General features: G+C 69.2%; 10 protein-coding genes and 1 pseudogene. 4 read left to right on the top strand and 7 right to left on the bottom strand.

What is annotated here, in order from left to right; translation table 11 throughout:
• Positions 1-26 precede the first annotated feature (26 nt).
• Entirely contained in the window at positions 27-1,613 is a 1,587-nt protein-coding gene (gene tnpC / locus Pla133_RS14545; RefSeq protein WP_145066460.1) for an IS66 family transposase, read from the top strand.
• A gap of 55 nt (positions 1,614-1,668) precedes the next feature.
• Here the strand turns inward: tnpC and Pla133_RS14540 are convergent.
• The 6 genes and pseudogenes from Pla133_RS14540 to Pla133_RS14515 all read right to left on the bottom strand — a co-directional run.
• Positions 1,669-2,025: pseudogene (locus tag Pla133_RS14540) on the bottom strand (YqjF family protein); the annotation flags it as partial.
• A gap of 74 nt (positions 2,026-2,099) precedes the next feature.
• The gene (locus tag Pla133_RS14535) at positions 2,100-3,572 is read right to left on the bottom strand and encodes a HEAT repeat domain-containing protein (RefSeq protein WP_145066455.1); all 1,473 of its coding nucleotides are present in this window, start codon (positions 3,570-3,572) and stop codon (positions 2,100-2,102) included.
• Positions 3,569-4,597: a multiheme c-type cytochrome gene (locus tag Pla133_RS14530; protein ID WP_145066453.1), complete on the bottom strand. Its 1,029-nt coding sequence runs from the start codon at positions 4,595-4,597 to the stop codon at positions 3,569-3,571. Before Pla133_RS14530 ends, Pla133_RS14535 begins: the two co-directional genes overlap by 4 nt.
• A 10-nt stretch (positions 4,598-4,607) precedes the next feature.
• Positions 4,608-5,303, bottom strand: coding sequence for an ABC transporter ATP-binding protein (locus tag Pla133_RS14525; protein WP_419191548.1), 696 nt, complete (start codon positions 5,301-5,303; stop codon positions 4,608-4,610).
• Positions 5,300-6,985 carry an ABC transporter permease gene (locus Pla133_RS14520; protein WP_145066449.1) on the bottom strand — a complete coding sequence of 562 codons (1,686 nt, stop codon included), beginning with the start codon at positions 6,983-6,985 and terminating at the stop codon, positions 5,300-5,302. Before Pla133_RS14520 ends, Pla133_RS14525 begins: the two co-directional genes overlap by 4 nt.
• Positions 6,982-8,031 carry an extracellular solute-binding protein gene (locus Pla133_RS14515; RefSeq protein ID WP_145066447.1) on the bottom strand — a complete coding sequence of 350 codons (1,050 nt, stop codon included), beginning with the start codon at positions 8,029-8,031 and terminating at the stop codon, positions 6,982-6,984. Before Pla133_RS14515 ends, Pla133_RS14520 begins: the two co-directional genes overlap by 4 nt.
• Before the next feature lie 216 nt (positions 8,032-8,247).
• Between Pla133_RS14515 and Pla133_RS14510 the strand changes: the two genes are divergently transcribed.
• Together Pla133_RS14510 and Pla133_RS14505 are read left to right on the top strand one after the other, a co-directional pair.
• Positions 8,248-9,399 carry a pyridoxal phosphate-dependent aminotransferase gene (locus tag Pla133_RS14510; RefSeq protein WP_145070912.1) on the top strand — a complete coding sequence of 384 codons (1,152 nt, stop codon included), beginning with the start codon at positions 8,248-8,250 and terminating at the stop codon, positions 9,397-9,399.
• A gap of 60 nt (positions 9,400-9,459) precedes the next feature.
• The gene (locus Pla133_RS14505; protein ID WP_145066445.1) at positions 9,460-10,143 is read left to right on the top strand and encodes a rhomboid family intramembrane serine protease; all 684 of its coding nucleotides are present in this window, start codon (positions 9,460-9,462) and stop codon (positions 10,141-10,143) included.
• A 27-nt stretch (positions 10,144-10,170) separates the two neighbouring features.
• Here the strand turns inward: Pla133_RS14505 and Pla133_RS14500 are convergent, their stop codons facing one another.
• Positions 10,171-11,151, bottom strand: a complete 981-nt coding sequence (locus Pla133_RS14500; protein ID WP_145066443.1) for a hypothetical protein — start codon at positions 11,149-11,151, stop codon at positions 10,171-10,173.
• Between the two features lie 223 nt (positions 11,152-11,374).
• On the opposite strand from Pla133_RS14500, the gene ileS reads away from it, so the two are divergent.
• Positions 11,375-14,578, top strand: a complete 3,204-nt coding sequence (ileS, locus tag Pla133_RS14495; protein WP_145066441.1) for an isoleucine--tRNA ligase — start codon at positions 11,375-11,377, stop codon at positions 14,576-14,578.
• Positions 14,579-14,654 lie beyond the last annotated feature (76 nt).

Here is a 14,654-nt window from a genome sequence, read left to right as displayed (position 1 = left end):
AGACTCGCTGGGCTAAGTTTGCGGACGTGACGCCGCTGACGGACATCGACGAAGCGAATGCCCAGCTTCAGACGCTGCACTCCACCGTCGAGGAGCAGCAGCGGGCGATCGACGCGAAGAGCGAAGAGATCGCCGTGCTGCGGGAGCAACTCGCCCACCTGCAGCGACACCTCTTCGGTCGTCGCCGCGAAACGATCGACCCGAACCAGCTGCGGCTCTTCGAGACGAGCCAGGCCCTCCTGACCAAGCTCGAGGAGGAAGTGGCAGCGATGCCTCGCAAGCCGAAGCGCGAGCCCGCCAAGGGACACGGACGTGCGCCTTTCCCGGAGGACCTCCCGCGCCAGACGGTGACGCTCGACGTCCCCGAAGCGGACCGCAGCTGCCCGGACTGCAGTGGACCTCTGCACGAGATTGGCGTCGAGGTAACCGAGCGCGGCCACCTGATCCCGGCGCGCTTCGTCGTGAAACGTTACGAGCGTCGGAAGTACGCTTGCAAGGACGGCCACACCGTCAAGGTCGCGCCGCTGCCCGATGGCGTCATCGACGGTGGCAAGTACGAGGCGTCGGTCTACGCCCACGTGGCGACTTCGAAGTACGCCGATCACCTGCCGCTCAATCGGATCCAGTCGATCTTCAAACGCGACGGCGTCCACTTCGCGCGGCAGACGATGTGGGACCTCATGGTGCGGCTCGACGAGATCGTCGCGCGGCCGGTCCTGCGCGAGATGCGCCGCCAGCTCCTCGAAGAAGAGGTCCTGCAGGCCGACGAGACGCCGATCGCGGTCCAGACGGAGGGCCAGAAGGGGACCCGCCGAGGACAGCTCTGGGCCTGGCGCAACGTTCGCGGCAGTCCCGAGGAGAAGGTCCTCGCCGACTTCTGGCCCGACCGGTCGGCGAAAGAACCCGCGGCCTTCCTCGGTGACTGGTCCGGAACGCTGCTGACCGACGGGTACGACGGAGTGAATCCGGTCGCGGATCGCAACGGCATCGTGCGCGCGGGCTGCTGGGCCCATGCGCGACGGAAATTCGTCGACGCGCTCGACTCGAACCAAAAGAAGGCCGCGGCCGTGCTTCGACCGATCCAGAGACTCTTCTGGATCGAACGCGCCGTCGTGGCCAGGGCGCAGCGTGACGGTCTGGAGCTGGGCGGACTCGCCCAACTGCGCGCGACGGTCCGCGATCGGCGGTCGCGTCACGTACTCGAGACGATCTTCGAGGTCGTCTTCGCCCTCGACGAGGACGCATCGATCGGCGCGCGCGGCAGCCTCGGCAAAGCCGCCCGCTACGTCATCAATCAGCGCGAGCCGCTGACGGCCATGCTTCGCGACGGCCGCCTCCCGATCCACAACAACGACACCGAGCGGGCCCTGCGCCACGTCGCCGTCGGGAGGAAGAACTGGGGGATCTTCGGCAGCCAACGTGGCGGCGAGGTCGCCGCGCGGCTCTACTCGCTCACCATGAGCTGCAAGCTCGCCGAGGTACCGCCCGACGCCTACATCGAGGACGTGATCCAGCGGGTCTCGACAACGCCGCAGGAGCGCATCGCTGAGCTGACACCGTGGGGCTGGAAGGCTCGTCAGGCGGCCGACGTCGAAGCTCAGGCGAATTCCTGAGGACCGCTCCTACTCGATCTTCCGCCTTGCGGCGAGATGGGACGGCCGGACACGTACGGTAGTCGAGCCCGTCGCCGTCGGGCCGGCAGTGCATCGCGGCGTGAAAGTAGGGCAGGTGGAACAGGCGCCGCGCGACCTGCACCGGCAGCCAGTCGGTGACGTCGAGGCTGAAGAACCACACGCCGGCCTTGTCGCCGTGGCGCACGTAGGTCCGCAAGTTGATCTCGGGGAAGGCCGAGACGCCGGGCAGCGGGGGCACGAAGCGCGGGGTGACGCCGGTCATGCGGAAGGGCACGACGCCGATCCAGGCCTCGCCGCCGTAGGTGTCGACCTCGAGGCCCTCGGGCAGGCGCTCGGCGATGGCCGCGGCCGGCAGCGGCCAGTGCAGGAAGGCCAGGTCGTGCCAGGCCATACGCATGGCCCAGGAGCCAGACGGGATCGGCCAGGGCCGATGGGCGCTGCGCGTGAGGTCGACGTTCTGGGCGGTCAGTGTTGCGGCTCCGACTCGTCGGGGCCGTCGGCGAAGGCCGCGTGGACTTCGTCCCAAGGCGCGTCTCCGGCATCGAAACGGGCGACCAAGCTGCCCGCGAGTGCGTCCCCTCCGGCGGCGCGATGGCGCAGCCAGGTCAGCAGGGCCCGCTCGGTGCGCGCGCTCTCGAGGGTCGGGTCGGTGCGCATGGCGAACAGGGCCTCGAGCACGGACTCGCCCCCGCCCAGGAACGCGATGCTCTCGGCCGCAGCCTGGCTGAGCTCGGCGATCCCGGCGTCGAGCCCGAACTGGCGCAGGGGCTCGACCGCGGCCGCATCCCCGAGCTCACCCAGGGCCCACGCCGCCGCCACACGCATGGCGGCATCGCGGTGCGGCTTCAACCGATCCACCAGGGCCTCGAGCGCGCCCTCGCCGCCGATCGCACCGAGGGACTGGGCCGCCTGGGTCGAGAGGTCCGGCTGGTTCAGGGCGTCGATCAGTGCGGGTACCGCTCCCTGGGCCCGCGCACCCATGCGCTCCAAGCCTTGGGCCGAGTTCATTCGTCGGTAGCGGCTCTCGTCGTGCAGGGCCTGCGCCAACAGCGGTACCGCGGCCGGCCCCAGTTGGCTGAAGATATAGCGCGCGTCGTCGACGCCGCGCAGCTGGAACTCGTCCAGGCGATCGATCCAGTGCCAGACCTCGTAGTGCCAGGCGTCCGAACGCTCGAAGGTGATGTCGTAGACCGGTGGCCCGGACCACAGGGCGCGCAGGCCGGCCACGTCGGTACTGAAGCGCTTGGAGAGCTCGGCCAGGTGCCCGTCGATCGTCGGCCACAGGGCACTCGCACCCTCGCGATTGCGAACCACCAAGAGCGCCTCGACCCCCGCGAGGTTGCCCATCTGTCCCAGAGCCCAGGCGATCCAGACGGCGGTCTCCTCGTCCTTCTCGTACTTCAGGCACTTGAGCAGCATGGGGATCGCGCGGTCCTGCTTGAGCTGTCCCAGGTACCAGGCGCAGCGCGCGCGCACCCACGCGGGCTTGCCCGTCTCCATCAGCTCGATCAGAGCGACCACGGCGACCTGCCCGCCGAGGGCCTTCAGGCCCTCGATCGCGGTGGCGCGCTCGACCTCGGGCAGCTCGCCGTCGAGGGCCAGATCGCGCAGGGCCGCGGCCGAGTCCGGGCCCAGGCCAGCGAGCTCCTCGAGACCCAGAGCGCGGGTGCGCTGGTTGGACGAGTAGGCCACGTAGCCGACCAGGGACTCGGTCTGCTTGGCCAGCTCGGCCTCGGTCTCCGGCAGGACCGGCGGCGCTTCGAGCAGCGCCCCGTACTTGGCCATGTTGTTCGCCACCACCGGCTCGAGGGCCGGCGGCGCCGGATCGGGCGGCGGCGTCGCCGCGACGGGTTGCGATCCGCCGCAGGCAGCCAGTGCGAGCAGCAGCGCCAGCGCGAGGAGCGGCTCCAGCCTGTCTCGAGTTCTCAGCAAGCTCACGGGATCAGCTCGATGCGATGGACCAGGGTCGCCTCGGCCTCGGGGTCGGGCTGGTCCTGGTTCGTGTAGTAGGGCTTGCGCTTGTAGAACAGGGCCACTTCGATCGGCCCTGAGACCGGCGTGCCCTCGCTCAAGCCGCCCGAGCCGATGAAGGTCACGTCGGACTCGAGCACCGGCATGCGACGGTTCTCGTGGACCAACAGCAGGGTGTCCTCGAGGTCCGCCTCTTGGCGGTAGGGACTGCGGAAGCGGTGCAGGTGGCGCCAGGCACCGACGCCAGCTCCGTTGTCGTCGAGCGGACGCCAGAACACGTCCGCCGCGCGGCTGCGTTCATCCGCGGGGAAGCTGTGCCCGGTGCCCACGTTCTCGACCTCCACCACCCAGTGGCCGTCCTCCAGCATCCCGCGCAGCTCGACCGCCTTGTGCAGGTTGTCGAGGCTCGAACCACCGTGCATCGAGTGGTCGCGACCCTTGCTCGGATCCCCGTCGCGGAAGGGCATGTGGCAGTCGATGCAGTCGATGCCCTGCTCGGCCCACTTCGAGCCACGCCACTGGTCGACGGTCTTGTGTTGGTTGTGGCAGCCGCCGCAGAGGTTCGGACTGGTCAGCTCCCGGCGCTCCTGCGGCCGGCACGCGGCGTTGCTGTCGTTCGTGCTCCCCGCCACACCGCCGCCCGGCAGCTGGTGGCAGGTGAGGCAGTCCACACCCTCGACGCGGTTCAGGGTCCGCGGCTGCACGCGATTGCCGATGCCGGTCTCGAACACCGGCTTCGGGGCGTGGCAGTCGATGCAGTCCTGGTTGGAGAAGTCGTTCGAGAGCGCGCGTACCTCGGCCCCGGTCCAGGCGCTGGCGTGCTCCGTCACCGACCACTCGCCGTAGGCCTCGGCGTGGCACTCGGCGCACTCGCGACTGGACGAGAACTGGCGCGGCTCGGCGGCGGCCTCTTGATCGGGGGCGAAGATCGCGACCGCGACGACGACCCCGAGCAGGGCCAGCACGGATCCGAGTATCGGTCGAGGGTTCATGGTCGGTCTTTCAGCGGGCGGACGCGGTTACCGCCTCGTAGGGGCGCAGAGTCCCGTCTTCCAGTCGAACGGCCCGGTCGGCCATGGCGATGGCCTCGGCGGGATCGTGGGTCACGTGCAGGGCGGCGAAGCCGAGCTCGGCGCGCAGGTTGCCGAGGCGCGCGAGCAGATCCCGGCGCAGCTCGGCGTCGAGCGGCCCGAGGGGTTCGTCGAGCAGCAGCAGCCGCGGCTTCCGGGCCAGGGCCCGCGCCAGCGCTACGCGCTGGGCCTCGCCTCCGGAGAGGGTCGACGGGTAACGCGATTCGAAGCCCGGAAGCTCGACCAGCTCCAGCAGCTCACTCGCGCGCCGGGCGCGCCCGGAGCGGTTCAGGCCGCCCCGCGCGAGGACGAACTCCAGGGTCTTGGTCACGCTCAAGTGGGGCCAAAGGGCGCCGCCCTGGGGCATGTAGCCGATGCCGCGGGCCTCGGGCGCCACCAGCACCCTGCCGGGCCCGCTGACCCGCGCGCCCTCCAGGTCGATCGTGCCGGTCTTGGGTGCCACCAGCCCGGCGATCGCCCTCAGGAGCGAAGTCTTGCCTGAACCGGACCGCCCGACCAACAGGACGTGCTCGCCGGCCTCGAGTTGGAACTCCACCGGGCCCGGCAGGACCGGAGCGCCGGCCAGCTCGACGCTGAGGTCGTGGATGGTGAGCAGGTTCTCGGTCACGGCAGCATCTCCAGTCGCCGCTTGGCGAAGAGGTTCCAGAGCAGTCCGGGCAGCACGATCGTGAAGACGAGCAGGAGGGAGAGGGCCGCCACGTAGTCGTCACGCCCGAAGTGCACGCCGTTGAACACGCGCACGATGGCGGTCTTGTTGGCGGCCGGCACCAGAATCCCCGCGTCGAGTTCGCGCATGGCGAAGGCGAAGACCAGCACCCACGCACCGGCGATCGAGCCCAGCAGGTTCGGCGCGACAACGGTGAACAGGCGCCGCGCCGGACCCGCGCCCGAGGTCGCGGCCACGTCCTCGAGCTCGCGCGACATGGAGGCCACGCCGCCGGCCAGGATCAACACCGCGAAGGTGGCCAGGCGGCCGGTGAACAGGATCGGGACCATCACCTGGCTGGCGTAAAGGTCGGAGGTCAGCGGCCGGCTCCACAGCACGATCGCACCGAAGGCGAACAGCGTCGCCGGCGCGGCCAGGGGCAAGAGGGCCAGCACCTCGAGGGAGCGCCCCACCCAGCGGCGGCGCGCGCGTTCGATGGCGTGCCCCAGGATCAGGCCCAGGAGCACGGCGGCGGTGGCGGCCCCCACGGCGTAGGTCAGGCTGCGCCGCAGGTCGTCGCGTGCCTTGTCGATGGCCTTGCCGAAGGCGGAGCCCATCTGGCTGACCTGGGCCATCAGGATCCGGGGCGCCGTCTTCAGGTAGGTCGCGGTCGAGACGGTGGTGCTCTCGCCGGCCTGCTCGCGCTCGGTGACCGCGGCCGGGGTCGGAATCTCGGCACCTGCTGCCGCGGCTTGGACCGACATCGGTCTCCAGCGATGGGGGCCACCGCCGGCCTCGAAGGCCAGGCGCCCCAGGGGCGCCAGGGTCGAGAGTCCGACCACCAGCAGCGCGAAGGCGAAGGCCGGCCAACGCCAGGGCCCGAGGGGAATCCGTTCGGGCGGGCGAAAGCCTCCGCGCAGGGTCGCCAGCGCGCCGCGGCGACGCAGGGCCAGAGCCGGGATCAAGGCCGCCAGGGTCAGGGCGATCAGCGGCGCGGCCGAGGCGGCGGCCAGGCCCGGGGCCTCGAACTGGCTCCAGTTGGCGAAGATCTCGTCGGCGTAGACGTTGAACTTCACACCGACCGACGAGACGTAGTCGGGGACGGCGAAGTCGTTGACCGCGAAGGTGAAGGCCAGGCAGGCGCCGCAGGCGCTCGCGGGCAGGATCAGGGCCAGATCCACGCGCAGCACTGCGCGCCAACCGCCGGCGACCCGCGCCGCTTCCTCGAGGCGTGCGTCGATGCGCTCGGCCGCCCGCGCCGCGAAGACCGCGACCAGGGGGAAGTTGGCCAGGCCCAGGACCCAGGTCGTCATCGGCGCGCCGCGCACGTCGCTGAAGATCGTCCAGGTCATGGCGATCAGCAGGGTCGGCACGAACAGCGGTGCCACGCCCAGGGTCCGCAGCAGGCCGGCACCGGGCAGATCCGTGCGCGCCACGAGGAAGCCGAAGGGCAGGCCGAAGCCCACGGCAACGGCGGTCACCCCGAGGCCGAGCTGGATCGTGCGCCACAGGAGGCCCCAGGTGCGCGCATCCATCAGCGCTTCCAGGTCGTCACCGCGCACCGTTCCATAGGCGGCGAGAATCGGCGCCAGGGCGCAGATTGCAAAGACCGCGCAGGCGGCGATGACGAGCGAACGACTCAATCGAGGAACAGCTCCTTGAGCTCGGTCTGGATCGCCGGGAGTCGTTGGCCTACCTGCTGCCAGTCGACTTCCATCACGTGGAGCTCGGAGGTGCCCAGGACGTTCTCGGGCCGCACCAGGTTCGGTCGCACCGGGACGTTGGCGGAGTCCGAGGAGGCCAGGGCGGCCTCGGTGTCCGCGGAGACCAGCCAGTCGTAGAAACGCTTGGCGTTGTCGAGGTTCGGGGCCCCAGCGACGATCGCGGCGGTGTTGGGGATCATCAACAGGCCCATGCCGCCCTCGACCTGGTCCGGCGCAACACGCAGGACCGGCATGCCGCGCACGCGGGCCACGTTGAAGTCGTCGGTATCGGTCCAGCCCCAGGTGTACTCGCCGGTCCCGACCGAGCGCATCAGCGGTCCGTTGCCGCTGGCCAGGTTCAACGCGCCGGCGGCGTTGCGTTGCTTGACCGACTTCCAGAAGGCGCGCGCTGCGTCGTCGCCGAGGACGTCGTAGAGCACCGCCGCGTGGGTCAGGGTCGTGCCCGACAGGGGTCGTGCGATCCCCGCTTCACCGCTCCAGGCGGGGCTCAACAGGTCGTCGAGGGAGCTCGGCGCCGCGCGGTCGCCGAGCCGCTCGGTGTTGACGATCAGCACCCGTCCCCGGGCGGCGAACCCTGTCCACAGGTGCCCCGGATCCTTGAACGTGGCCGGGATGTCGGCGGCGGCGGGGGAGTCGTAGGGCTGCAGCAGGCCGTCGGCCGCGAGGGCGACGGTGTTGGCGATCTCGTTGTTCCAGAAGACGTCGCAGCGCACGGTGCCCTGCTCGGCCTCCTTGCGCAGCCGCGCCACGAGCCCGACCGTCTTGTTGGCCTCGACGTCGAAGACCATATTGACGCGCAGGCCTGTTTCCTCTTCGAAACGCTGGAGCAGGGGCTCGGCGTGGATCTGGTCCGCCGCGGAGTAGACCGTCAGGTCGTAATCCCCGGCGCCACAGCCGCTGATCAGGGTCAGGAAGGCGAGGGCGGCGGCTCTCGTGAGCCATTGGGGCGTTGTCTGCGGACGCATCTTGGCGGGGCGGCTGGGGTGATGGAGGGCACCGGGCGTGGCCCGGGCCGGCACCGGGGAACGATACAGCAAGACCTGTGCCGATCCGTCCGGGAAGGGGTTGGCGGTTCGGCGGCGGGGGGCCCAGCGGTTATCTTCCCCGGCTGTCCCGCGAACCAGCCCGCTCACCCCCGCCACGCAGCCCCCCGGAGTCCCACCGTGCAACTCTCACAGCGCATGTCCATGCTCGGCACCGAGACCGCCTTCGACGTCCTCGCGCGGGCGAAGCGACTCGAGGCCGAGGGCCACGACATCATCAACCTGGGCATCGGCGCGCCGGACTTCCGCACCCCGGACAACATCGTCGAAGCCGGGATCAAGGCCCTGCGCGACGGCTACCACTTCTACACCCCGGCCAAGGGCCTGCCCGACCTGCGCCAGGCGGTGGCCGAGGACGTGCTGAAGTACCGGGGCGCGACGATCGATCCGGACAACGTGCTGATCGTGCCCGGCGGCAAGCCGACCATGTTCTTCGCGATGCTGATGTTCGGGGAGCCGGGGGCCGAGATCCTCTACCCGAACCCCGGCTTCCCGATCTACGAGTCGATGATCCGCTTTTCGGGCGCCACGCCGGTGCCGATCGAGTTGTTGGAGGAGAAGGGCTTCACCTTCGACGCCGACGCGGTGCTGGCCAAGATCAACCGCAACACGCGCCTGATCATCGTCAACACCCCGGCCAACCCGACCGGCGGGCTGGTGCCGCGGGCCGAGTTGGAAAAGCTGGTCAAGGGCCTCGAGGCGCACCCCCACGTGGCGATCCTGTCGGACGAGATCTACTCGCGCATGACCTACGACGGCGAGGAGCACGTCAGCCTGCTCGAGTTCGACTCGATCCGCGATCGCCTGATCGTGCTCGACGGTTGGAGCAAGACCTTCTCGATGACCGGCTGGCGTCTGGGCTGGGGTCTTTGGCCGGCGAGCCTGATCGCCCAGGCCGAGCGCCTTCAGATCAACTCGACCTCGTGCCCCAGTGCCCCGGTGCAGGTGGCGGCGATCGAGGCCCTGCGCGGTCCGCAGACCGCGGTGGACACGATGATGGCGGCGTTCGACGAGCGCCGGAAGGTCATCGTCGAGGGGTTGAACGCCCTGCCGGGGTTCTCGTGCGTGATGCCGAAGGGGGCGTTCTACACCTTCCCGAACATCACGGGGACGGGGATGAAGAGTCAGGAGCTGGAGACTCTGCTCTTGAGGAAGGCGGGTGTCGCGGTGCTGTCGGGCACCAGCTTCGGTCACCTGGGCGAGGGCTACCTGCGCTTCTCCTATGCGAGCAGCAAGGAGAACATCGAGCGCGCCTTGGAACGGGTGGCGTCGGTCCTGCAGCCTGCCTGAACCCATGCCCCGGGGCGAATGGCGGGAATCATCCCGGTCGGGCGACGTAGCTCGTAGGCCATGCTCGCCTTCCTGCCATTCCGCACCGACGCCTACGCGGACCGCTTGCCCTGGGGCACGGTCTGTCTGATGGCCGTCAACCTGGTCGTGTTCCTGGCGGGCGTCGGTGGCTTGATCGATATCGACCCTCTGATCCTGCACTGGGACGGCATCCACCCGTTGCAGTGGGTGACCTCGGTCTTCGTCCACGGCGGATGGGTGCACCTGATCGGCAACCTGATCTTCCTGTGGACCCTGGGTCAGATCGTCGAGGGGGCGGTCGGCACGCGCTGGATGCTGGCCCTGGCCCTGTCCATCGCGGTCCTACAGGGGCTCGTCGAGCAGCTCCTGATGTCCGGCTCCGAGGGCGGCTCCTTCGGCTTCTCCGCGATCCTCTTCGGCCTGCTGTCGAGCGCCCTGGTGCTCGCGCCGCGCACCAACGTCGACTCCCTGGTCCTGCTCGGTCTGCGGATCCGAGTGATGGAGCTGCCCCTGGGCGTGCTGGGCTTCGGCCTGGTCGCGATGGAGGTGCTCTCGCTCGTCTTCGAGGAGCTGCGCCTCGGCAGCGCCGCGCTGCACCTGATGGGCGCGCTGATCGGCCTGCCCCTTGCGATCGCCGGCCTCAAGTCGGGGCTCCTGGACGCGGGCGGCTGGGACTGGTTCACCCTGCGCGAGCGGCACCGACGCTCGGTGGGGTCGGATTGACTCCCACCGGGCGTCGACCCCCGCGCATCAGTTCCCGTCCTTCTTCTTCTTGAGCCCGTCGAGCAGTCCGCCGAGCTTCTCGGTGGCCTGCTGACCCGCGCCCTGGAGCAGCTCGTTGGACTGATTCCCCAGCAGCTCCTCGGCTTGCTTCTGCAGCTCGGCCTTGCCCTGGTCGACGGCGTCGTTCACAGCCGCGTCGAAGGCCTCCTGACCGACGCCCTCGAGCTGACCCATGGCGGCGTCGAGGGTCGCCTGGAGATCCTCGCCCTGGAAGCCGTCCTGCAGACCGGCCCGCAGGCTGTCGAGGATCGGCAGCAACTCCGGCGGCAGGTCGCCGACCATGCCTAGGGCCTCGTCCAGGAGCTGCTCCAGGACCTGGCCCATGACCTTGGCCAGGGCCTCGTCGCCGCTGGCTTCGATGTCGGTCAGCACGATCTGACCCATGGCCACGCTGCGCGGCTCGAGCCAGGGCGCGCCCAGGTCGAGGATCAGCTTGGCGCCATCGATGTTCACGCGGCGCAGGACGATCGCCTTGCCACCCGAGCCTTCGCCCTCGCCGCCGGTGGGGGCGGGGGCCTCGCCGCCGCCCTGGTCCGGTTGGCCTTCATCCGAGCCCGCCAGGGACTGCAGGTGTTCGCGAATCGGCTCCAAGTTGAACTGCGAGCCCTTCCGTTCGATGCGCACGACGACGCCCTCGACCGACAGGTCCTCGACCACCAAAGGGTCGTCGCGCAGGCGAGTGAGGGGCAGCTCCGTGCCGAAGCCGGCGACCGAGAGCAAGGGCTGGTCGGAGAAGCCGGGCGGGTTCGCCGCCGAGAGGCCCGCGACTTCGAAGCGACCCTCGGTGAGCGAGGTCGAGACCGAGGCCACCTCCGTTCTCACGCCCAGGGCGTGGGTGCCGGCCTTGGCGATCACGGTCGCCAGGAAGCCGTCACGCATGAGAAAGAGCCCAACGAGGACGGCGAGGGGCAGGACGACCAGGAGCAGCAGACGGCGGAGGAGCTTCAAGGGAGGCGATGGGTCGAGGCCGCTGTGGGCGGCGGTGGGGCGGTCGGGCGAGGCGCGGCGGCCGGGTGGGCCGCGCGCAGAGTATGCGGACCTTTGGCCTCGATTCCGTCGCCTGCCACCCTCGCCGCGGCGAATCCCGTCCGCTGGCGAGACCCCGCGCCGCTGCCGTATCCTGCGCGGCTGTCCCGAGCCCCGCGCTGTCCACAGATCGCCCCCGCGAGCCATGTCCGAACCTGATTCCAACGCCCCCGCCACGCCCTACCCGAAGGTCGACTCCCAGGCGGACTTCCCGGCCATCGAGAAGCGGGTTCTGGAGCGCTGGAAGCGCGATCGGACTTTCGAGGCCTCGGTCGAGAACCGCCCGGCGGGGGAGCGCGGCCAGAACGAGTTCGTGTTCTACGACGGCCCGCCCTTCGCCAACGGGATGCCGCACTTCGGGCATTTGCTCACGAGCTACGCCAAGGACGTGGTCCCGCGCTACCAGACCATGCGCGGCCGCCGGGTCGAGCGGCGTTTCGGTTGGGACTGCCACGGCCTGCCGGCGGAGATGCACGCCGAGAAGCAGCTCGGCGTCTCCGGGCGCCAGGCGATCCTCGAGTACGGCATCGACCGCTTCAACGCCTTCTGCCGCGAGTCGGTGCTGACCTACACCCAGGAGTGGCGCGACTACGTGGCCCGCGCCGGGCGTTGGGTCTCCTTCGACAACGAATACCGCACCATGGACCTCTCCTACATGGAGAGCGTGCTGTGGGCCTTCAAGCAGCTCTACGACAAGGGCTTGGTCTACGAGGGCCACCGGGTGCTGCCGTACTCGTGGGCGGCGGAGACGCCGGTCTCGAACTTCGAGACCCGCATGGACAACAGCTACCGCGAGCGCGACGACCCGGCGCTGACGGTGCTGTTCCCGCTCGAGGTCCGCGATGGGGATCCGGGCCCGCTGAACCTTCTGGTCTGGACCACGACGCCCTGGACCCTGCCCTCGAACCTGGCCGCGGCGGTCGGGCCGCAGATCGAGTACGCGATCCTCGAGGTCGAGCGCGACGGTGCCAAGCAGCTCGTGGTGATCGGCGCGGCGGCGCGGGCCAAGTACGCCAAGGAGCTCGGCGAGGCGCGTGAGGTGGGGACCCTGACGGGCGCCGAGCTCGTCGGCCGCGCCTACACTCCGCCCTTCGACTACTTCGTCGGCCGCGAGAAGTGCCACGTGATCCTGGGCGCCGAGTTCGTCGACACCGAGGAGGGCACCGGGGTGGTGCACCTGGCGCCCGGCTTCGGCGAGGACGACCAGCGCGTGTGCGAGGAGCACGGCATCGAGCTGGTCTGCCCGGTGGACGAGAAGGGGCGCTTCACGGCCGAGGTCGCGGACTATGTGGGCCAGAACGTGCTCGCCGCGAACAAGCCCATCGCCCAGGACCTGAAGGCCCGCGGGCTGGTCCTGCGTCACGAGCAGTACCGCCACAACTATCCCCATTGCTGGCGCACGGACGAGCCGCTGATCTACCGCGCCATGTCTTCCTGGTACGTGCGCGTCACGGACTTCCGCGAGCGCATGGTCCAGCTCAACCAGGAGATCCACTGGATCCCCGAGCACATCCGCGACGGGCAGTTCGGCCGCTGGCTGGAGGGCGCGCGCGACTGGTCGATCAGCCGCAACCGCTTCTTCGGCACGCCGATCCCGATCTGGCGCAGCGACGACCCCACCTACCCGCGGGTGGACGTCTACGGCTCGATCGCCGAGCTCGAGGCGGATTTCGGGGTGAAGATCACCGACCTGCACCGGCCGATGATCGACGAGCTGACCCGTCCCAACCCGGACGATCCGAGCGGCAAGTCGACCATGCGCCGGGTGGAGGACGTGCTCGACGTGTGGTTCGACTCGGGTTCGATGCCCTTCGCCCAGGTCCACTACCCCTTCGAGAACAAGGAGTGGTTCGAGGACCACTTCCCGGCCGACTTCATCTGCGAGTACGTGGCCCAGACCCGCGGCTGGTTCTACACCCTGGTGGTGTTGGCTACCGCGCTGTTCGACCGGCCGCCGTTCAAGAACGTGATCTGCCACGGCATCGTCGTGGCCGAGGACGGGCGCAAGCTGTCCAAGCGGCTCAAGAACTACCCGGACCTCGAGGCCAGCTACGACAAGTACGGCAGCGACGCGCTGCGTTGGCACCTGATGTCCTCGCCGGTGCTGCGCGGGGGCGACCTGGCCATCAGCCAGACCGGCGACGAGTTCGCGGACGTGGTGCGCCTGGCCCTGCTGCCGATCTGGAGCGCCTACTCGTTCTTCACCATGTACGCCAACGCCGACGGCGTGCGGGCGGTGGAGCGCGCCAACCAGGAGGGCACCCTGGATCGCTACGCCCTTATCAAGCTAAGAGACCTGATAGAAAGCGTCGAATCGTGCATGGACGCCTACGACATCGCAGGCGCCTGCGATCGGGTGCGGTCCTTCATGGACGCGCTAAACAACTGGTACATCAGGCGTAGTCGTCCGCGCTTCTGGGCCTCGAACCCGAGTCAAGAGAAGCAAGATGCTTACGACACCCTCTACACCTGCCTAATAAACCTGTGCCGGGTCGCCGCGCCGCTTCTGCCCTTCCTGACCGACGAGATCCATCGAGGGTTGTGCCGAGGGGAGAGTGTGCATCTGGAAGACTGGCCAAGCGCCAGTCAACTGCCGGATGACTTCGAGTTCATGCACGATATGGACAGGGTTCGCGTGGCTTGTTCGGCAGCACTCAGCCTTCGCGAGGCGCATCGCAGGCGTATTCGTTTGCCGCTGCCGATGCTTACGATTGCAGGCCCTGGCTGTGAGCGATTGCGCCCATTCATTGACTTGGTTCGGGATGAGGTCAATGTGAAAGAACTAGTTCTCGATGAAGATGCGTCGCAGCTAGCACGCCCGCTTCTGAAAGTGAAGTCTCGAGTTGTTGGGCCGAAAGTCGGCAAAGATATGAAGGCCGTGCTAGCGGCCGCTGAAGCCGGAAGCTGGGTTCTCCAGGATGATGGACGAGTGCAGGTGGGTGAGCATCGTCTTGAGCCGGGTGTGGACTTCGTACTCGCCCTGACTGCGGTCGATGGCCTCAAGGGCATCGCCATTGAGCAGTTGCCTGAGTACAACGCTGTGGTCGCCCTCGACGTACGCACGACCCCCGAGCTCGAGCGCGAGGGCTTGGCCCGCGACGCCGTGCGCCTGCTGCAGCAGCTCCGCAAGGACCTGGACCTGGAGATCAACACCCGGGTCGATGTGCGCTACATGGCCCAGGGGGAGCAAGCCCGAGCCCTGGAGGAGTTCGGCGACTACGTCGCCGAGCAGGTCTTGGCGGAGTCCCTCGAGGCCAGCGGCTCCGACGGACCAGCGGGCGGCGACTGGCGCAGCGTCGACTGGCCCGGTGAAGGCAAGGCCTGCTTGGCTATCCGCGCCCGGGGCTGAGGCGGCGAGCTGGGACGTCCGGTGGGACGTACGGTGCCGCGATCATTTGTCCCACGCGAACGCAGAGCGCCCCGAT

Origin of the sequence: Engelhardtia mirabilis, assembly GCF_007748095.1 — a bacterium.
Taxonomy (GTDB): Bacteria; Planctomycetota; UBA1135; order UBA1135.
This window is presented reverse-complemented; position numbering and strand designations above follow the sequence as displayed.